This is a genomic window from Pseudomonas sp. Irchel s3a18 (genome assembly GCF_900187535.1).
GTDB lineage: Bacteria > Pseudomonadota > Gammaproteobacteria > Pseudomonadales > Pseudomonadaceae > Aquipseudomonas.
Genome location: NZ_FYDV01000015.1, coordinates 52,319 through 69,732, shown reverse-complemented (window position 1 = coordinate 69,732; position 17,414 = coordinate 52,319). Strand labels below are relative to the sequence as shown.

Here is a 17,414-nt window from a genome sequence, read left to right as displayed (position 1 = left end):
GCTCCTGATCACTGGTTCGGCGCGATCAACCGGCACAGCTTGGCCGTCGCCTCAATCATCTGCCCGCTCGGTCGCTCCAGGCCCTTGTCCGTCACCAGCAACAAACGCCCTTGGGTCACCGCGGCCACCTGTGGCCAAGCGCTCCAGGCCTCCAGTTGATCCTGACTACCGGCAAGAATCGCCTCGGGATTACGCGCAAGCACCGCTTCGATGCTGACCTGTGGCGCCGGCAAGCTCATGTCGGCAAAGACATTCCGCGCGCCGCAGACCGCAAGCGCATCGCTGATGATCTGCCCTCCACCCACGGTGTAGAGGGGCTGGTCCCAGACCTGATAAAACACCCGCAGCGGTTCGGCGCGTTGATAGCGTTGGCGTAATGCCTCGAGCCGCTGGCGCACGTCCGCCGCCAAGGTGCGCCCGCGCTCAGGCCGGCCCAGTTGCCCGGCGATAGCTTCGATCTGCGAGGCGAGTTGTTCGAGGCTGTGGGGTTCGGCGACGTAGGTGGGAATGCCCAGGCGGCTCAGTTGCTCGCGCTGTGCCGGGCCGACGCTGCCGGGCCAGAGCAGCAACAGATCCGGCTTGAGGCTGAGCAGGCGCTCCATGTCCAGTTGGCCATAACGGCCCACCGAAGGCAGGTCGTTCAACTCAGGGGGACGCTCACCGGCATCGAGCACGCCCACCAGCAGGTCGGCCGAGCCCAGCTCAACGACGATTTCCGAGAGGGACGGCGCCAGGCTGACCACCCGCTCCACTGCGGCCGCCGAGCCGCTGATGGCCAGCAGCACAACCGCCAGCCAGTGGCGCATCAGGCGAGTTGACGCGGAATACGGTAGAGGTAGAACAGCACGGCGGTCGACAGCGCCAGCAGCACCAGCGGCACCGCCTCAAGACCGACAAAGACCGCCAGGGCACCGATCCAGGCCGGCAAGGAGGCGGCAAGGAAGGCTTTGCGACGCTCAGCCGCCAGGCCCGTCCAGGCAGCCGGTTCCTGCGGGGTATCGAGGGCTTTCTGGGTCGTGATCAAGCCGTGTTTGTAGCCGCCAAAAAATTTCAGGCTGACAAACATCGAGGCCATGCCTGCGATGAAGAACGGCATGGCCAGTACCGGCGCAATCGCCTCGCCGTCACCGAACACCGCGTTGATCACCAATAACGGCAACAGGGCGAGCGCCAGGTATTGCCACCAATTGACGGACAGACGTCGACGAACCTGGCCACGCGTCACGCCCGGTCTACCTCGCCCTGATGCTCGTTGCCCATCATGTGGTCGAGCTTGCTGGCCTTGGTCGCCAGGTAGAGTTTGTTGTGCGGGTTGTGCCCGGTGTGCAGCGGTACGCGCTCGGCAACCACGATGCCCATGTCGGTCAATGCCTTGACCTTGCGTGGGTTGTTGGTCATCAGGCGCAGGGACTTCACCCCCAGGTGCTCCAGCATCGGCAGGCATATGGCGTAATCGCGCTGATCCGCGGCAAAGCCCAGGCGCTCGTTGGCTTCAACCGTATCGGCGCCACCGTCCTGCAGCTCATAGGCACGTATCTTGTTCAGCAGGCCAATGCCCCGCCCTTCCTGACGCAGGTAGAGCAGCACGCCACGGCCTTCGTGAGCGATGGCCCGCAACGCAGCTTCAAGTTGCGAGCCGCAGTCGCAACGCTGGCTGAACAGGGCATCGCCCGTCAGGCATTCGGAGTGCAACCGGCCGAGCACCGGAGCACCGTCGGCAACCTCACCCAGGCTCAGCACAACGTGCTCGCGGCCAGTGGCCTCATCGAGAAAGCCATGCATGGTGAATTGCGCAAAAGGTGTGGGCAGCTTGGAAGCGGCGACAAAAACGACAGGCACCGGTGTGCTCCTGATCTGTGTACTGGAGATTCGCAGAGGCGGCATTGTAACAGTAAGGCTCCATACCACGCTTATGCTGAATTATTGTCTATAAGGATCAAATAGTTTGATCATTACCTCCCACAATGGGCTTATCGCCCACTAAAAAACCGTGGTCAGTCCAACTCAAATGGATAAGGCTGTTTCCAGCGCTCGAAAATCGGTTTCAACTCGCCATTCTTCACCAGCAGCTCCATGCGCTGGTCGAACAGCGCCATCAACTGTTCAGCCCTGGGCGTCCTGGCAAAGCACAGGTACAGCGGTAGTTCCGCGATGTGCGTGCGACGAAACTGCGAGGGATCCTCGGCCTGGCTGACGACGTAATCGATTTCGGTCAGCCCGTCGATGTAATAGTCGGCACGGTGCTGGATCAGCATCGACAAAATCCCGGTACGACGAATGACTTCGTTATAGCTGTGTACATTGGGCAGGTAGGACTCATAGCCATAGCCGCGAACCCATGCCAGCCGATAGTTACCCAGCGTTTGCGGGGTCGGTACCGGGCTGCTGGCCAGGCCCAGGGCGTAGATGTGATCGTTATCGAAGTTCCAGCGGGGATAATGCAGGTCCCGGGCCTCATCACGATAGGAACCGACACAAGCATCCACCTCGCCCCGTCGGGCCAGGCCCACGGAGCGGGTGTAGGGTTCGGTGCGAATGTCCAGCTTCACGCCAGCCGGTTCGAAGACCTGGCGCAGCACGTCCCAGGCCAGGCCACGGCCATCGGCCGCGGAATAGTCTTCCCAGTCTTCACTGGCCAGATGAATCACCGCCGGCGCGTCTACCGCACCGGCAAGCGCACAGAACAGTGCAAGCACCCCACCCCACAGCCAACGAACGACCATCCTGAGCTCCTCAACCTGCTAGGCGAAATACCAGACCAGGCCCTGCATGCCCAACCAGGCAAACACCCCCGCCAACACGTCGTCAAGCATGATCCCGACACCGCCGTGTACATGGCGGTCGATCCAGCGAATCGGCCACGGCTTGAGAATGTCGAAAAAGCGGAACATCAGAAACCCCGCCAACAACCAGTACCAGCCTTCCGGCACCAGCCACAGGGTAATCCACATCCCGACCATCTCATCCCAGACGATGCCTTCGTGGTCGTGTACCCGCAAATCGTCAGCGACTTTGCCGCACAGCCAGAAACCGAACAGCATGGTGATGCCCAGCATCAGCCAATAGCCCCAGTCGGGCAACATCTGCCAGAGCGGGATAAAAGGCAGCGCAACCAACGAGCCCCAGGTGCCTGGCGCTTTGGGCAACGTGCCCGAGCCGAAACCGAACGCCAGGAAATGCCAAGGATTACGCCAGACCGAAGGCGGCACGAACTCTGCCGGGACCTGTTTGGGATGATCTGTCACGGTGTCTCCTGAAAATGTTGATAACCCCGGGTTTGCGGAGTGATGTCCTGTCCATTGGCATCCAGCAGCGTCACGCCCTGCCCGGCCACCACCTGGCCAACCACATAAATGGGCCAGCCAGCGGCCAGCAGCCCCGGCAGATGGACGGCGGGCATTGTGAACGCCAACACGTAGTCGTCGCCGCCACTGACGGCCGCCACGCGGGCCGCATTCTCCCCGAGAAAGCTCAGCAATGCGCCGGACACCGGCAGCTTTTCATTTTCGATCAGCAAACTGACAGCGGACGCCTTGGCGATATGCCCGCAATCGGCGAGCAGACCGTCGGAGATATCCAGCGCCGAGGTGGCCTTGCCACGCAACGCCTGCCCCAACGCCAGCTGCGGCTGGGGCGACCAATAATGCGCCAACAACGGCTCGGCCACTTCGGCGGGCGCGACGCGCTCCCCCAGCACCAGCGGCAGAGCACCGGCCGCATTACCCAGCGCCCCGCCCACGCACAGCAAGTCACCCACCCGGGCACCGCTGCGGGTCAGGGCCTGGCCCGCCGGTACACGACCGAATACGGTCATGGTCAAACTCAGCGGGCCACGCGTGGTATCACCGCCTACCAGCCGCACACCGCAGTTCTGCGCCATGGCGTTCAAGCCACGGGCATAGGCGTCCAGCCAGTCGGCGGTCACCGTCGGCAAGGTCAGGGCAAGGGTAAAGGCAATGGGCGTGGCGCCCATGGCAGCCAGGTCGCTGACCGCCACAGCCAGCGAACGCTGGCCGAGCAGAAACGGGTCGCAGGGATCTGCGAAATGCACACCGGCCACGAGGGTGTCGGTGGAAATGGCCAGCTGCTCCCCTGCGGGAACAGCGAGCAAGGCGCAGTCGTCGCCAATCCCCAGTGCAACGCCCTCGCCGCCCTGCGCACAAGGCGCGGCGGCGAAGTAGTTGCGGATCAACTCAAACTCGCCCATGGCAGCTGCAGCGCGAATCAGCGCTTGAACGCCTTCACTTCAGCTTCACGCAGGCGCGGGGCCAGTTTGTCGAGGACACCGTTGACGAACTTGTGGCCGTCGGTGGAACCAAAGACTTTAGCCAGCTCGATGCCTTCGTTGATCACTACGCGGTAAGGCACGTCGACGCGCTTGAGCAGCTCCCAGGTGGACAGGCGCAGAACCGCCAGCTCGACCGGGTCCAGCTCTTCGATGGTCAAGTCCAGGCAAGGTTTGAGCGCGGTGTCGATTTCGGTCTTGAACTGCGGAACCCCGTGCAGGATTTCGCGGAAGTACGCGCCATCGACATCGCTGAAATCGTTATCGACCCGGAACTGCGCTTCGATCTCGTTCAGCGACTGCTTGGCCATGTGCCACTGATACAGCGCCTGAGTCGCGAGCTGACGGGCTTCGCGGCGCTTGGCGCTTTTCGATGGTTTACCAGCATCCGCAGGCTTTGGATCGCGCGGGTTGAAACGATCGCTTTCGTCGCTAATCACTTGGCCTCCAACTGCGCCAGCAGGCTGACCATTTCCAGGGCGGACAAGGCAGCTTCAGCGCCTTTGTTGCCCGCCTTGGTGCCGGAACGTTCGATGGCTTGCTCGATGGAATCAACGGTCAGGACGCCAAAGGCAACCGGTACGCCGAACTCCATGGACACCTGGGCCAGGCCCTTGGTGCACTCGCCCGCCACGTATTCGAAGTGCGGAGTACCGCCACGAATGACCGCGCCCAGGGCGATGATTGCCGCGAACTCGCCCTTCTGAGCGACTTTCTGCGCAACCAGCGGGATTTCGAAGGCGCCAGGGGCACGGATGATGGTGATGTCGCTTTCGCTCACGCCATGGCGAACCAGGGCATCAACAGCACCGCTTACCAGGCTTTCAACCACAAAGCTGTTGAAGCGGCCAACAACCAAAGCGTAGCGGCCTTTGGGGGCGATGAAGGTACCTTCGATGGTCTTCAGGGTCATTCGACAAATCTCTTAAAGAGCCGGGACGCGTTCAGTACGCGCCCCTCAGTGATATTTGAACCGCGAACAAGGGGTGAAAAAACACCGGCCTTTATTCGGAGGGCACGTATTCTACAACTTCCAGGTCGAAACCGGATATCGCATTAAATTTCATTGGCGCACTCATCAGGCGCATTTTGCGCACGCCCAGGTCACGCAGGATCTGCGAACCGGCCCCGACGATGCTGTAGGTGGTCGGTTTTTTCACGGCGGCGTGGTCGGCCGTTTCGCGAATATGCGCCAGCAATACATCGCCATCGAGCGGGTGCCCCAGCAACAGCACCACGCCGCTGCCAGCCTCGGCCACCGCGGCCATGGCGGCGCGCAGGCTCCAGCGCCCCGGTTGCTTGACCATCAGCAAGTCGCGCAGCGGGTCCATGTTATGCACCCGGACCAGGGTCGGTTCCTCGGCGCAAACGGTGCCCAGGGTCAGTGCCATGTGCACGTCGCCTTCCACCGAATCACGATAGGTCACCAGGTTGAATTGGCCCAGTTCGCTGTCCAGTGGCTGCTCGGCAATCCGCTGAACGGTACGTTCGTGGATCATCCGGTAGTGAATCAGGTCGGCAATGGTGCCGATCTTGATGTTGTGTTCCGCCGCAAAGGCTTCCAGTTCGGCGCGGCGGGACATGGTGCCGTCGTCGTTCATCACCTCGCAGATCACCCCGCTCGGCTCGAAACCGGCCATGCGCGCCAGATCGCACGCGGCTTCGGTGTGGCCGGCGCGGGCCAGGGTACCGCCGGCCTGGGCCATCAGCGGGAAGATGTGGCCAGGGCTGACAATGTCTTCGGCCTTGGCATCACGGGCAGCAGCAGCTTGCACGGTACGCGCACGGTCGGCCGCGGAGATCCCGGTGGTGACGCCGGTGGCCGCTTCGATGGACACGGTGAACTTGGTGCCAAAGCCGGAACCATTACGCGGTGCCATCAATGGCAGCTTGAGCAGCTCGCAGCGCTCGCGGCTCATCGGCATGCAGATCAGGCCACGGGCGTGCTTGGCCATGAAGTTGATGTGTTCTGGCTGGCAGCACTCGGCGGCCATGATCAGGTCGCCTTCGTTCTCGCGGTCTTCGTCATCCATGAGGATGACCATCTTGCCTTGGCGGATGTCTTCAACCAGTTCTTCGATGCTATTGAGCGCCACAAGGCACCCCCCTTCTTTCGAAATTTGAGCTTCAGGATTTGAGGTAGCCGTTTTGGGCCAGAAAGCTTTCGGTAATGGTGCTGCCAGCCGTTGGCTCTGCAGCCTTGTCGCCCAACAGCAGGCGCTCCAGGTAACGGGCCAGCAAGTCCACTTCCAGATTCACCCGGCGGCCTGGCTGGTAAGACGCCATGATGGTTTCGCTCAGGGTGTGCGGAATGATCGTCAGCAGGAACTCGGCGCCATCGACCGCGTTCACCGTCAGGCTGGTGCCGTCGACGGTGATCGAGCCTTTATGGGCGATGTACTTGGCCAGTTCTTTCGGCGCGCGGATGCGAAATTCCACAGCGCGGGCGTTATCGGTACGGGTCACCACTTCGCCGACACCGTCGACGTGACCGCTGACCAGGTGTCCACCGAGGCGGGTGGTCGGGGTCAGGGCTTTTTCCAGGTTGACCGGGCTGCCGCTCTTGAGGTCGTTCATGGCGGTGCAGTCGAGGGTTTCGCGACTGACGTCCGCCGCAAAGCCGTTACCAGGCAGTTCAACCGCCGTCAGGCACACGCCGTTGACCGCGATGCTGTCGCCCAGTTTGACGTCGCTCAGGTCGAGCTTGCCGGTTTCTACATGTACCCGCACATCCCCGCCTTTGGGGGTCATTGCACGGATGCTGCCGATGGATTCGATGATGCCGGTAAACATGAAGCCCTCCTCGAGAACAAAACCTTCTTGGCCGCAGCCGGGAATTATACGCTCGCTGCTGGCACAGGAATGGCAGTGACCCGCCAGTCATCGCCAACCGCGCGAATTTCGGTGATTTTGAGCTCCGGCGCATCCTTCATTTGCGCGAGCGGCCAGTCAAGCAGAGGCCGCGCCGAAGAGCCCAGGAACTTTCCGGCGATGAAAATCTGGTACTCGTCCACCAGACCTTGCTGGGCAAACGCCCCGGCCAGGCGCGGGCCGGCTTCAACCAGCACCTCGTTGACACCTCGGACCGCCAGCTCGACCAGCAGCTTGCGCAGGTCGACCTGACCATCGTCGCCCGGCACGATCAGGCACTCCGGGCCATTGGCGTACTGTTCTTCCACCGCGACACAGGTGGCGACCAGTGCCGGACCGGCCTTGAAGAACGGTGCGTCAAGCGGCACCCGCAGGCGGCCATCGATCAGCACACGCAACGGTGGACGGCTCATGGCCAGGGCGGTGTGCTCGGCATCCAGGCCCAGCTCATCGGCACGCACGGTCAACCGCGCATCATCGGCCAGCACCGTATCGGCGCCGGTCAGCACCACACTGGCCTGCGCTCGCAGGCGCTGCACCGCGGAACGGGCAGCGGGACCGGTGATCCATTGGCTTTCGCCACTGGCCATGGCGGTTCGACCATCCAGGCTCATGGCCAGCTTGACCCGCACGAAGGGCAAGCCATGCTCCATGCGCTTGAGGAAACCTTCATTGAGTTTGCGCGCCTCGCCTTCAAGCACACCGCTTTGTGTGGTGATACCGGCCTGTTCCAGGCGCTGCAGGCCGCGACCGGCGACTGCCGGGTTCGGGTCCTGCATGGCCGCCACTACCCGTGCCAGCCCGGCATTGACCAATGCATCGGCACACGGCGGGGTGCGGCCGTGATGGCTGCAGGGCTCCAACGTCACGTAGGCGGTGGCACCACGGGCATTCTCGCCGGCAGCGCGCAAGGCATGAACTTCGGCGTGGGGTTCGCCGGTGCGCACGTGCCAGCCTTCGCCGACAATCTGCCCGTCACGCACGATCACACAGCCCACCCGCGGGTTGGGATGGGTGGTGTAGTGGCCGTTGCGCGCCAGTTCCAGGGCACGCGCCATGTAATGGGCGTCAAGGACCGCCTGTTCGGTAGAAATCATCATGGCTTGACCGGCTCACGGGCCAGGCGATCGATCTCTTCGCGGAACTCGTTGAGGTCCTGGAAGCGGCGATACACCGAGGCGAAACGAATGTAGGCGACTTCGTCGAGCTTTTGCAGCTCGGCCATCACCAGCTCACCGACTACCAGCGACTTGACCTCACGCTCACCGGTTGCCCGCAGCTTGTGCTTGATGTGCGCCAGCGAGGACTCCAGGCGTTCGACGCTCACCGGACGTTTTTCCAGGGCGCGCTGCATGCCGGCGCGCAGTTTTTCTTCGTCGAACGGCTGACGGCTGCCGTCGGTTTTAATCAGGCGCGGCAACACCAGTTCAGCCGTCTCGAACGTGGTGAAACGCTCGCCGCAGGCCAGGCATTCACGCCGGCGGCGCACCTGTTCGCCCTCGGCGACTAGTCGCGAGTCGATGACCTTGGTGTCGTTGGCACCGCAGAAGGGACAGTGCATGGTGGCAGGCAACAAAAAAAGGGAGGGCCATGGTAGCGCATCCCGGTGGCAAGACAAGCCATAGGGTTTACGGTATACAGACGGACTATATTACCTGAACCACGGATTTGACCTTGCTGGAGCCGCAAATGCCGCTACGTCCGCTTGTTTTACTCAGTTTCGTCAGCCTGCTGGCGGCCTGTAGCAGTGATGCGCCAAAACCTTCCGAGCCTGCTCCCGGCCCCGCGCCACAGATGGCCGAGAAGAAGGCCAGGGCTTCGGCCGACCAGGGTCCCCTGCCCGCGTATCAACGCGAACTGAGCGGCGCCTTGCTGGGCGTTCCGGCCGGTGCCGAGGTTGAACTGGCGCTGTTGGTGATCGACGAGCGCTCACGCCCCCAGCAATTGCTCGCCAGTGCCAACCTGATCGGTACCAGCCAGGCGCTGCCGTTTCATCTGCGCTTCAACCCGGACGTCTTTCCCGCCGGTGCGCGTGTCGAATTGCGTGGTCGCGCCAGCCAGTCCGGGCAGTTGATCCTGCATCTGCCAGCGCAACGCATCTTTCAACCGACCACCCAGGCACTGGGCCAGTTGCAGCTCGTCAAAGCGCCATGAATGCACCGCTCGACCTGCAACGGGCATTAAGTGAACTGCTCGGCGACGCGCGGCTGGTGCCCTGCCCGCTGCCCGCCACCGAACTGAAGCTCTGGCTGATCGATGGCGACAACATGGATCGCGCCTTCAGCCCGGAAGAAACCCGGCGCATCCTGCATGAGCCGCCGTACTGGAGCTTCTGCTGGGCCAGCGGCCTGGCGATGGCCCGTTACCTGGCCGAGCGTCCGCAGTGGGTCGCCGGCAAGCGCGTACTGGATTTTGGAGCCGGCTCCGGGATTGCCGGGATTGCTGCCGTCAAGGCCGGAGCCCTGGAAGTGGTGGCCTGCGACCTGGATCCGCTGGCGATTGCCGCTTGCCGGGCGAATGCCGAACTCAATGAGGTCGAACTCGGCTACTCGACGGACTTCTTCGCCGAGGCTGATCGCTTTGATCTGATCCTGGTGGCCGACGTCTTGTATGACCGCGCCAACCTGCCGCTGCTCGATGAGTTTCTCAGCCGTGGCCGTGAAGCCCTGGTGGCGGATTCGCGGGTTCGGGACTTTCGTCATCCCCTGTATCAACGGCTTGAGATGCTTGAAGCCATGACCTTGCCGGATCTGGCCGAGCCCGAAGAGTTTCGGCATGTGAGCCTGTACCACGCCACTCGCCGTTGAAAGGGACGCGGACCGCTCCGCGCGGTGTTCCCACGCGGGGACGTGGGAATGATCAGCGCTCCCGCTATCAGCCAGCCCCCGCCAAGCCGTATAGTTGTCTCATCCACGTTTTTCGAGAGACCCCATGAGTCAGGAAACGCCGTACATCTTCGACGCCACTACCGCCGATTTCGACCAGTCGGTGATCGAGAACTCGTTCCACAAGCCGGTGCTGGTGGATTTCTGGGCCGAATGGTGTGCGCCCTGCAAAGCGCTGATGCCGATGCTGCAAACCATCGCCGAGAGCTATCAGGGCGAGTTGCTGCTGGCCAAGGTCAATTGCGACGTCGAGCAAGATATCGTTGCCCGCTTCGGCATTCGCAGCCTGCCGACCGTGGTGTTGTTCAAGGATGGTCAGCCGGTGGATGGTTTTGCCGGTGCGCAACCTGAATCCGCGGTGCGCGCCCTGCTCGAGCCCCATGTGCAGATGCCACCACCGCCCGCCGCCGCCCCGCTCGAACAGGCTCAGGCGCTGTTCGATGAAGGTCGTTTCGCCGAGGCTGAAGCCACGCTCAAAGGGCTGCTGACGGAAGACAACAGTAACGCTCTCGCCCTGATTCTCTATGCCCGCTGCCTGACAGAGCGCGGTGAGCTTGGCGAAGCCCGGATCGTGCTGGATGCCGTCAAGACCGATGAGCATAAAGCCGCGCTGGCAGGCGCCAAGGCGCAAATCCAGTTCCTCGGCCAGACCGCGGACCTGCCGGATGTCGCCGACCTGAAATCGCGCCTGGCGCAAAATCCGCAGGACGATGAGGCGATCTACCAACTGGCGATCCAGCAACTGGCCCGCCAGCAATACGACCCGGCACTGGACTCCCTGCTCAAGCTGTTTATCCGCAATCGCAGCTACAGCGAAGGTTTGCCGCACAAGACCTTGTTGCAAGTGTTCGAACTGCTGGGCAACGATCACCCGCTGGTGACCACCTACCGCCGCAAGTTGTTCGCCGCACTGTATTAAGCCTGACCGATCCAACGATAGAGCGGCGTATCCCCGCCGCTCAGCACCTTGACCTCGGCACTGTGGCGCAAACGCACCAGCAAGCGTTTGCCGGCCACCGCGCTGCCGGTCAAACCCTCCAGTTGCTCAAGCAGATCCGGCCCCGTCAGTTGCCCTGACGTGCGCAGCAACTCCCTGGCAAGCTGCCACAACGAATCGTCCTGATTCACCGGCTTGACCGGCGTACCGGCCACCGGCCCGACGCCATCGGTTCGGCTGACCTGCAGCTGTGCGCCCAGTTTCGCCCAATCGCTGTCATCGAGTTCCAGCGTCAAATCCACCGGCCAGTCGCCGATGCTTCCCCGTATGCGCAACATTGGGCTTTCCTCCTGTTTATGAGAAACATGCTCCCACGCGTCTTGCGCAACGCCAAGCATGCCGTCAAACTCTCGCCAATATTGTTATAAGATCACATAACAAAATATTCATCTTCCGGAGACTCCCCATGCGCCGCCTGCTCCTCGCTTTGCCGTTTGCTCTGCTGCCGCTGGCTGTCGCTCAGGCGGCCGAGGTTCACGATCACGACCATGAACATGCCAGCCTCGGCGCTCACGAACATGGCGTCGGGCGCTTGAACGCGGTCCTCGATGGCCAGACCCTGGAGCTGGAACTGGAAAGCCCGGCGATGAACCTGGTGGGCTTCGAGCATGCGGCCAGCAGCGCAGAAGACAAGGCCAAGGTCGCGGCGGTCCGCGCCCGGCTTGAGCAACCGCTGGCCCTGTTCAGCCTGCCCGAGGCCGCCCGTTGCGTGGTCAGCCAGCAGGCACTGGAAAGCCCGCTGTTCGGTGACACGCCCCACGCCGATGAGCACGACGACGATGACCACGCCACCGATGGCAAAGGGGCTGCGTCTAAAGAACATCACCCTGATCACAGCGAAATCCACGCGCATTACCAGTTCACCTGCGCCGCCCCGGGCGCACTGAAGACACTGGATCTGGCGAATGTATTCAAGACCTTCCCCGCCACCCGGAAAATTCAGGTACAACTCATCAGCCCGAGCGCCCAGCAAGGGGCTGAAGTCACCGCCAACGCCACTGCGCTGAAATTCTGAGTGCCGCCCACTCCCACAGGGCTCACCTCCAACCGGACCGGCTCCACATGACCCAAGCACTCATCGAACTGTCGGACCTGGGTTTCAGCTGGCCCGGTCACCCGCCCTTGCTGGACATCCCGGCGTTTCGCCTGGAACCCGGCGAAACGCTGTTCCTCAAGGGCCCCAGCGGCAGTGGCAAAACCACCCTGCTGGGCTTGCTCGGCGGCGTGCAGAAACCCGATCGCGGCAGCCTGCGCCTGCTTGGCCAGGAGCTGACCGAACTTTCGGCCGGTGCCCGCGATCGCTTTCGGGTCGACCATACCGGCTACATCTTCCAGCAGTTCAACCTGCTGCCGTTTCTGTCTGTACGCGAGAACGTCGAGCTGCCGTGCCACTTTTCCACACTGCGCGCCCGCCGCGCGATCCAGCGCCATGGCAGTGTCGACAGCGCCGCCGCGACCTTGCTGGCGCACCTGGGCCTCAAGGACGAAAACATCCTCAGCCGTCGCGCCGACTCACTGTCCATCGGCCAGCAACAACGGGTCGCCGCGGCCCGCGCGCTGATCGGTCAACCGGAACTGGTGATCGCCGACGAACCGACCTCGGCCCTCGACTACGACGCTCGCGAAGCCTTCATCCGCCTGCTGTTTGCCGAGTGTCGCGAGGCCGGCTCCAGCCTGTTGTTTGTCAGCCACGACCAGAGCCTGGCACCGCTGTTCGATCGCCACCTGTCGCTGGCCGAACTCAACCGCGCCACCACGCCCGCAGAGGTCTGAGATGTATTTGTTTCGTCTGGCCATGGCCAGCCTGGCTAACCGCCGCTTCACCGCAATCCTCACGGCACTCGCCATCGCCCTGTCCGTGTGCCTGCTGTTGGCCGTGGAGCGTGTGCGCACCGAAGCCCGCGCCAGCTTTGCCAGTACCATCAGCGGCACCGACCTGATTGTCGGCGCACGCTCCGGCTCGGTGAACCTGCTGCTGTACTCGGTGTTTCGCATCGGCAACGCCACCAACAACATCCGCTGGGACAGCTTCGAGCACTTTGCCAATAACCCGAAAGTGAAATGGGCGATCCCGATGTCCCTGGGAGACTCCCATCGCGGCTACCGGGTGATGGGCACTACCGACGCCTACTTCCAGCACTATCAATACGGGCGCCAGCAAAACCTGCAACTGGCCAGCGGCCGGGCCTTTGCCACGGACCCGTTCGAAGTGGTGCTGGGTGCCGAAGTGGCTGAGGCGCTGCACTACACACTCGGTGAAAAACTGGTACTGGCTCACGGTGTGGCGGCGATCAGCCTGGTCAAGCACGACGACAAGCCCTTCACCGTGGTCGGTATCCTGAAACGCACCGGTACGCCGGTCGATCGCACCCTGCACATCAGCCTAGGAGGCATGGAAGCAATCCATGTCGACTGGCACAACGGCGTACCGGCCCGGGGCGATGGTCGTGTCAGCACCGACCAGGCGCGCAACATGGACCTCACGCCGCAAGCCATCACCGCGTTCATGCTCGGCCTGAACAACAAGATCGCGACGTTCGCCCTGCAACGCGAGATCAACGAATTCCGTGGTGAGCCGATGCAGGCGATCCTCCCGGGCGTGGCCTTACAGGAACTCTGGAGCCTGATGGGCACCGCCGAGAAAGCCCTGTTCGTGGTATCGCTGTTCGTGGTGCTGACCGGATTGATCGGCATGCTCACGGCAATTCTCACCAGCCTCAACGAGCGCCGCCGGGAAATGGCGATCCTGCGTTCGGTCGGTGCCCGGCCCTGGCATATCGCGACATTACTGGTGCTGGAAGCCTTTGCCCTGGCCGTGTCCGGGGTGGTCGCGGGGCTGGGCCTGCTGTACCTGGGGATCGCCGTGGCCCAGGGGTATGTCCAGTCCAACTACGGCTTGTACCTGCCGCTGGCCTGGCCAAGCGAGTATGAATGGACGTTGCTCGGTGGCATCCTGCTCGCCGCCCTGCTGATGGGCAGCGTGCCGGCCTGGCGCGCCTATCGCCAATCCCTGGCCGATGGCCTGTCGATCCGTTTATGAGGATGTTGAAGATGCCCCGCGCCTTGCTTGCGCTGTTGATGCTGGTCGCGCTGCCGCTGTGGGCGGCCGAGCCCAAGGACCTGACCTGGTCGCAAATGATCCCGCCGGACGCGCCGGTCGAAGTGCCGAACATGAAACCGCTGCACGACCTGTCGCAGATCAGCGAGGCGCTGTCGGCCGAGTCGGCGCCAGCCGCCAGGCAGGACATGCCCAATGCCCCGGTGGTGCAAAGCCTGGACGGTCAGCACATCCGGCTGCCGGGGTACATCGTGCCACTGGAGGTCAGCGAGGCAGGCCGCACCACCGAGTTTCTGTTGGTGCCCTACTTCGGCGCCTGCATCCATGTTCCACCACCGCCGTCGAACCAGATCGTTCATGTCAGAAGCGAAGTCGGCGTGAAGCTCGAAGAGTTGTACCAGCCGTACTGGATTGAAGGCGCGATGCAGGTCAAGGCATCCACCAGCGAGTTGGCGGATGCCGGGTATCAGATGGAAGCGGACAAGATTTACCTGTACGAATTGCCGGAGTGAGTCCGGTAGATGCTTATGGCCTGACCTGACACCCGCGCTCAAACCAGCGTCTACAATGACCGCGTGCAGTTGCAACGATCTTAATGCGCCATCACGCTTTCATTGAGCTGTGTCAAAACCCCTGCTGGAGCGCTCCATAAAATGGGACATAGAATTTAAATTGTCCCTTGGAGCCCCCATGCACAAGTCATTGCTTAGCGCTTCCCTCCTTGCATTCGCGCTTGCAACCCCGTTCGCCCAGGCCTTTGAAGCCGGCGACATCATCCTGCGCGCCGGTGCCATCACCGTGAACCCGGACGCTGACAGTTCCAGCGTCAAGGTCGATCAAGGCCCGCTGGCGGGTGCCGACTTGGGTGGCAAGGCAACCTTGAGCAGCGACACTCAGCTGGGTCTGAACTTCGCGTACATGATCACCAATAACCTGGCGATCGAACTGCTGGCAGCCACCCCGTTCGAGCATGACGTCAAGCTCAAGAACACCGCGCTTGGAGCAGTCAACGGCAAACTCGGCACCATCAAGCAACTGCCACCCACCCTGAGCCTGGTGTACTACCCACTGGACCACAAGTCGGTCTTCCAACCTTATGTGGGTGCCGGCATCAACTACACCTGGGTCTACGACGAACACGTGGGCAGCGAGGCCAGCGCCAAAGGTTTCGACAACTTCCGCGCGGACAGCTCCTGGGGCCTGGCATGGCAGGTCGGTGCCGACTACATGCTGACCGACCGCATCATGATCAACGGCCAGGTACGCTACATCGACATCGATACCACCGGCTACGTGAACAACGACGCTCTCGCCGCGGGCACCCGTGCCAAGGTGGATATCGATGTGGACCCATGGGTCTACATGGTGGGCCTTGGCTACAAGTTCTAAGCCGGACACCTCACCACAAAAAGCGATCTGCGACACACAAAGAAGGCGCCCCGAGGGGCGCCTTCTTTTGTCCGTTGAACCGCCCTCAGCGCCCCAACAACCGGGCCAGCCCGACACTCATCGGCGTCTGCTCGGGGGAGCTGAAACGCTGCAACAGCCGCTGGTTATTGGCACGGGAATGACGGATGTCACCGGCGCGGGCCGGTGCATAGGTGATCGGTGGCAACTCACCGACCACCTCTTTCAAGGCCTGGAGCATTTGCTTGAGGGTCGTCGCCTGGTTCCAGCCGACATTGACCGCACCCACTTCCAGTGCCGGCGCCTCGATGGCCTGCACCAGCACGTCCACCAGGTCTTCGACATAGACGAAATCGCGCGTCTGCTCACCATCACCGAACACGGTGATCGGCAGGCCTTTTTGCGCACGCTCGCTGAAAATGCTGATCACCCCGGAGTACGGCGACGAGGGGTCCTGGCGCGGGCCAAAGATGTTGAAGAAACGGAAAATGGCCGGTTCCAGCCCGTGCTGACGACGGTAGAAGTCGAGGTAATACTCACTCGCCAGCTTATCCGAAGCGTAGGGCGTGAGCGGTGCCTTGGCAGTGTCTTCGTCGATCGACTCACCTTCACCGTTGTTGCCATAGACCGCCGCGCTCGAGGCGAACAGCACGCGCTTGACGCTCGCCTGACGCATGGCTTCACAGACGTTCAAGGTGCCGATGAAGTTGCTCTGGTGCGTACGCACCGGATCGTCCACCGACGCCTGCACCGAGGCCACGGCGGCCAGGTGCACCACCGCACGGCAACCGACCATCGCCCTGGCCACCAGCGCGGCGTCAGCCACATCGCCTTCGATGAGCTCGACCCGTGGGTTATCCAGCGCCAGGTTGCTGCGCTTGCCGGTGGACAGGTCATCGAGGATACGCACCGAATAGCCCTTGGCGAGCAAGGCATCGGTGAGGTGCGAACCAATGAAACCGGCGCCGCCGGTGATCAAAACAGGACTATCAACCATGACGATAAAACCTATCCAGTAAGGCCGGGAGGGCTGCGCGCCAGGCGCGAGGCTTGATCCCGAAGGTGTGCAGAATTTTCTTGCAGGCCAGAACCGCGTGCTGCGGTTCTTCGGCGGCATCCGGGCGCGCGGCGTGAGCCTGGGCGGTCGGTGCTTCGATGGCCAGCGGGTGCAGGTTGCGGGCTTCGGCGAGGATCGCCTGGCCCAGCGCCAACGGCGTGGTCGCCTCGTGCCCGGCGTAGTGGTAAGTGCCCCACAGCGGCGCCGCGCAATCGAGTTGCTTGAGCACCGAAATGATCACCCGCGCGGCGTCATCCACCGGTGTCGGGTTGCCACGCCGGTCATCAGCCAACAGCAACTCTTCGGTCAGTTCGGCACGCGCCAGGAAACGCCCAAGGGAGCCCTCGATACTGTCATCGAGCAACCAGCCAAAGCGTAACATCACGTGTTGCGGGCAAGTGGCGCGCACGCTTTGCTCGATACGCCACAAGGCCTGGCCACGCAGCCCCAGAGGGACGGGCTCGTCTTTTTCGCTGTAGGCCGTTGCCCTCGAGCCATCGAATACGCGATAGCTGGAGGGCTGTAGCAACACGATGTTGTGGTGCTGGCACAGTTCGGCCAGCCGTTCGACCGCTCTTTCCTGTGCCGCCAGGCGCGCCTCGGCCACGGTTTCGGCCTGGAACCAGTCGAAGTAGTAGGCGAGGTTGATCAGCGCGTCAGGGCGCGTGTCGTCGAGCAGTTGTGTCAGGCTCGCGGCGTCCCAGCCGTCTTGGGGTGGACGGGGCGCGAGGAAACCGATGTCTTCCTCCGCACCGAGGCGAATCAGCGCCTGCCCAAGGGCATTTCCGCCACCCAGTAACATAAGGCGCATTCGCATAGAGTCAGCAGGCCCAGTCTGTTTGGAACGATGGTTG

Annotated in this window: 23 protein-coding genes; 8 read left to right on the top strand and 15 right to left on the bottom strand. The window is 62.6% G+C overall.

The genetic code is table 11. The annotated features are described in order from the left end of the window. Window positions 1-8: 8 nt before the first annotated feature. From CKW29_RS19455 to nrdR, 12 genes are all read right to left on the bottom strand, one after another. Entirely contained in the window at window positions 9-806 is a 798-nt protein-coding gene (locus CKW29_RS19455; RefSeq protein ID WP_095145371.1) for a cobalamin-binding protein, read from the bottom strand. Further along, complete coding sequence (locus CKW29_RS19450) at window positions 806-1,225, bottom strand: MFS transporter (protein ID WP_095145370.1); 420 nt, start codon at window positions 1,223-1,225, stop codon at window positions 806-808. The genes CKW29_RS19455 and CKW29_RS19450 overlap by 1 nt, the downstream gene beginning before the upstream one ends. Further along, on the bottom strand, window positions 1,222-1,839 hold the full coding sequence (ribA, locus tag CKW29_RS19445; RefSeq protein ID WP_095145369.1) for a GTP cyclohydrolase II: 618 nt from the start codon (window positions 1,837-1,839) through the stop codon (window positions 1,222-1,224). Before ribA ends, CKW29_RS19450 begins: the two co-directional genes overlap by 4 nt. Before the next feature lie 155 nt (window positions 1,840-1,994). Continuing rightward, window positions 1,995-2,723 (bottom strand): ABC transporter substrate-binding protein, encoded by a 729-nt coding sequence (locus CKW29_RS19440; RefSeq protein ID WP_095145368.1) that lies wholly within the window; start codon window positions 2,721-2,723, stop codon window positions 1,995-1,997. An 18-nt stretch (window positions 2,724-2,741) separates the two neighbouring features. Beyond that, window positions 2,742-3,245 (bottom strand): phosphatidylglycerophosphatase A, encoded by a 504-nt coding sequence (locus CKW29_RS19435; protein ID WP_095145367.1) that lies wholly within the window; start codon window positions 3,243-3,245, stop codon window positions 2,742-2,744. Then, window positions 3,242-4,207 (bottom strand): thiamine-phosphate kinase, encoded by a 966-nt coding sequence (thiL, locus tag CKW29_RS19430; RefSeq protein WP_095145366.1) that lies wholly within the window; start codon window positions 4,205-4,207, stop codon window positions 3,242-3,244. The genes CKW29_RS19435 and thiL overlap by 4 nt, the downstream gene beginning before the upstream one ends. A gap of 17 nt (window positions 4,208-4,224) precedes the next feature. Then, window positions 4,225-4,725, bottom strand: coding sequence for a transcription antitermination factor NusB (gene nusB, locus CKW29_RS19425; RefSeq protein WP_095145365.1), 501 nt, complete (start codon window positions 4,723-4,725; stop codon window positions 4,225-4,227). Further along, window positions 4,722-5,198 carry a 6,7-dimethyl-8-ribityllumazine synthase gene (gene ribE, locus CKW29_RS19420; protein ID WP_003228649.1) on the bottom strand — a complete coding sequence of 159 codons (477 nt, stop codon included), beginning with the start codon at window positions 5,196-5,198 and terminating at the stop codon, window positions 4,722-4,724. The genes nusB and ribE overlap by 4 nt, the downstream gene beginning before the upstream one ends. A 91-nt stretch (window positions 5,199-5,289) precedes the next feature. After that, on the bottom strand, window positions 5,290-6,381 hold the full coding sequence (gene ribBA, locus CKW29_RS19415; RefSeq protein ID WP_095080500.1) for a bifunctional 3,4-dihydroxy-2-butanone-4-phosphate synthase/GTP cyclohydrolase II: 1,092 nt from the start codon (window positions 6,379-6,381) through the stop codon (window positions 5,290-5,292). 31 nt (window positions 6,382-6,412) lie between these two features. Then, a complete protein-coding gene (locus CKW29_RS19410; protein WP_095145364.1) occupies window positions 6,413-7,078 on the bottom strand; it encodes a riboflavin synthase in 666 nt (221 codons plus the stop codon). A 44-nt stretch (window positions 7,079-7,122) separates the two neighbouring features. Continuing rightward, on the bottom strand, window positions 7,123-8,256 hold the full coding sequence (gene ribD, locus CKW29_RS19405) for a bifunctional diaminohydroxyphosphoribosylaminopyrimidine deaminase/5-amino-6-(5-phosphoribosylamino)uracil reductase RibD (RefSeq protein ID WP_095145363.1): 1,134 nt from the start codon (window positions 8,254-8,256) through the stop codon (window positions 7,123-7,125). Beyond that, complete coding sequence (gene nrdR, locus CKW29_RS19400; protein WP_166590477.1) at window positions 8,253-8,717, bottom strand: transcriptional regulator NrdR; 465 nt, start codon at window positions 8,715-8,717, stop codon at window positions 8,253-8,255. Before nrdR ends, ribD begins: the two co-directional genes overlap by 4 nt. 128 nt (window positions 8,718-8,845) lie before the next feature. Between nrdR and CKW29_RS19395 the strand changes: the two genes are divergently transcribed. The 3 genes from CKW29_RS19395 (at window position 8,846) to trxA (ending at window position 10,960) form a co-directional block, all read left to right on the top strand. After that, window positions 8,846-9,310: a YbaY family lipoprotein gene (locus CKW29_RS19395; RefSeq protein ID WP_095145362.1), complete on the top strand. Its 465-nt coding sequence runs from the start codon at window positions 8,846-8,848 to the stop codon at window positions 9,308-9,310. After that, window positions 9,307-9,963, top strand: coding sequence for a methyltransferase (locus tag CKW29_RS19390; RefSeq protein ID WP_095145361.1), 657 nt, complete (start codon window positions 9,307-9,309; stop codon window positions 9,961-9,963). The genes CKW29_RS19395 and CKW29_RS19390 overlap by 4 nt, the downstream gene beginning before the upstream one ends. Window positions 9,964-10,087: 124 nt before the next feature. Then, on the top strand, window positions 10,088-10,960 hold the full coding sequence (gene trxA / locus CKW29_RS19385; RefSeq protein ID WP_095145360.1) for a thioredoxin: 873 nt from the start codon (window positions 10,088-10,090) through the stop codon (window positions 10,958-10,960). Here the strand turns inward: trxA and CKW29_RS19380 are convergent. Next, window positions 10,957-11,316: a hypothetical protein gene (locus CKW29_RS19380; protein ID WP_095145359.1), complete on the bottom strand. Its 360-nt coding sequence runs from the start codon at window positions 11,314-11,316 to the stop codon at window positions 10,957-10,959. The genes trxA and CKW29_RS19380 overlap by 4 nt on opposite strands. A gap of 128 nt (window positions 11,317-11,444) precedes the next feature. Between CKW29_RS19380 and CKW29_RS19375 the strand changes: the two genes are divergently transcribed. The 5 genes from CKW29_RS19375 (at window position 11,445) to CKW29_RS19355 (ending at window position 15,485) form a co-directional block, all read left to right on the top strand. After that, complete coding sequence (locus tag CKW29_RS19375; protein WP_095148940.1) at window positions 11,445-12,053, top strand: DUF2796 domain-containing protein; 609 nt, start codon at window positions 11,445-11,447, stop codon at window positions 12,051-12,053. A 47-nt stretch (window positions 12,054-12,100) separates the two neighbouring features. Continuing rightward, complete coding sequence (locus tag CKW29_RS19370; RefSeq protein ID WP_095145357.1) at window positions 12,101-12,811, top strand: ABC transporter ATP-binding protein; 711 nt, start codon at window positions 12,101-12,103, stop codon at window positions 12,809-12,811. A 1-nt stretch (window position 12,812) separates the two neighbouring features. Further along, window positions 12,813-14,078: an ABC transporter permease gene (locus tag CKW29_RS19365; RefSeq protein ID WP_095148939.1), complete on the top strand. Its 1,266-nt coding sequence runs from the start codon at window positions 12,813-12,815 to the stop codon at window positions 14,076-14,078. An 11-nt stretch (window positions 14,079-14,089) separates the two neighbouring features. Beyond that, the gene (locus tag CKW29_RS19360; RefSeq protein ID WP_095148944.1) at window positions 14,090-14,608 is read left to right on the top strand and encodes a DUF3299 domain-containing protein; all 519 of its coding nucleotides are present in this window, start codon (window positions 14,090-14,092) and stop codon (window positions 14,606-14,608) included. A 178-nt stretch (window positions 14,609-14,786) separates the two neighbouring features. Continuing rightward, the gene (locus tag CKW29_RS19355) at window positions 14,787-15,485 is read left to right on the top strand and encodes an OmpW family protein (protein WP_095148938.1); all 699 of its coding nucleotides are present in this window, start codon (window positions 14,787-14,789) and stop codon (window positions 15,483-15,485) included. Between the two features lie 85 nt (window positions 15,486-15,570). On the opposite strand, the gene CKW29_RS19350 is transcribed toward CKW29_RS19355, so the two are convergent. Further along, window positions 15,571-16,500 carry an NAD-dependent epimerase/dehydratase family protein gene (locus CKW29_RS19350; protein ID WP_095148937.1) on the bottom strand — a complete coding sequence of 310 codons (930 nt, stop codon included), beginning with the start codon at window positions 16,498-16,500 and terminating at the stop codon, window positions 15,571-15,573. After that, window positions 16,493-17,377 (bottom strand): sugar nucleotide-binding protein, encoded by an 885-nt coding sequence (locus tag CKW29_RS19345; protein ID WP_095145353.1) that lies wholly within the window; start codon window positions 17,375-17,377, stop codon window positions 16,493-16,495. The genes CKW29_RS19350 and CKW29_RS19345 overlap by 8 nt, the downstream gene beginning before the upstream one ends. Between the last annotated feature and the right edge of the window lie 37 nt (window positions 17,378-17,414).

Coding starts and splice junctions, on each gene's coding strand:
- CKW29_RS19375 (WP_095148940.1), top strand. CDS start 11,445: ATGCGCCGCCTGCTCCTCGCTTTGCCGTTTGCTCTGCTGCCGCTGGCT.
- CKW29_RS19350 (WP_095148937.1), bottom strand. CDS start 16,500: ATGGTTGATAGTCCTGTTTTGATCACCGGCGGCGCCGGTTTCATTGGT.
- CKW29_RS19395 (WP_095145362.1), top strand. CDS start 8,846: ATGCCGCTACGTCCGCTTGTTTTACTCAGTTTCGTCAGCCTGCTGGCG.
- CKW29_RS19390 (WP_095145361.1), top strand. CDS start 9,307: ATGAATGCACCGCTCGACCTGCAACGGGCATTAAGTGAACTGCTCGGC.
- nrdR (WP_166590477.1), bottom strand. CDS start 8,717: ATGCACTGTCCCTTCTGCGGTGCCAACGACACCAAGGTCATCGACTCG.
- ribD (WP_095145363.1), bottom strand. CDS start 8,256: ATGATGATTTCTACCGAACAGGCGGTCCTTGACGCCCATTACATGGCG.
- CKW29_RS19365 (WP_095148939.1), top strand. CDS start 12,813: ATGTATTTGTTTCGTCTGGCCATGGCCAGCCTGGCTAACCGCCGCTTC.
- CKW29_RS19370 (WP_095145357.1), top strand. CDS start 12,101: ATGACCCAAGCACTCATCGAACTGTCGGACCTGGGTTTCAGCTGGCCC.
- CKW29_RS19455 (WP_095145371.1), bottom strand. CDS start 806: ATGCGCCACTGGCTGGCGGTTGTGCTGCTGGCCATCAGCGGCTCGGCG.
- CKW29_RS19410 (WP_095145364.1), bottom strand. CDS start 7,078: ATGTTTACCGGCATCATCGAATCCATCGGCAGCATCCGTGCAATGACC.
- CKW29_RS19440 (WP_095145368.1), bottom strand. CDS start 2,723: ATGGTCGTTCGTTGGCTGTGGGGTGGGGTGCTTGCACTGTTCTGTGCG.
- trxA (WP_095145360.1), top strand. CDS start 10,088: ATGAGTCAGGAAACGCCGTACATCTTCGACGCCACTACCGCCGATTTC.
- thiL (WP_095145366.1), bottom strand. CDS start 4,207: ATGGGCGAGTTTGAGTTGATCCGCAACTACTTCGCCGCCGCGCCTTGT.
- CKW29_RS19345 (WP_095145353.1), bottom strand. CDS start 17,377: ATGCGAATGCGCCTTATGTTACTGGGTGGCGGAAATGCCCTTGGGCAG.
- CKW29_RS19360 (WP_095148944.1), top strand. CDS start 14,090: ATGCCCCGCGCCTTGCTTGCGCTGTTGATGCTGGTCGCGCTGCCGCTG.
- CKW29_RS19380 (WP_095145359.1), bottom strand. CDS start 11,316: ATGTTGCGCATACGGGGAAGCATCGGCGACTGGCCGGTGGATTTGACG.
- ribE (WP_003228649.1), bottom strand. CDS start 5,198: ATGACCCTGAAGACCATCGAAGGTACCTTCATCGCCCCCAAAGGCCGC.
- CKW29_RS19355 (WP_095148938.1), top strand. CDS start 14,787: ATGCACAAGTCATTGCTTAGCGCTTCCCTCCTTGCATTCGCGCTTGCA.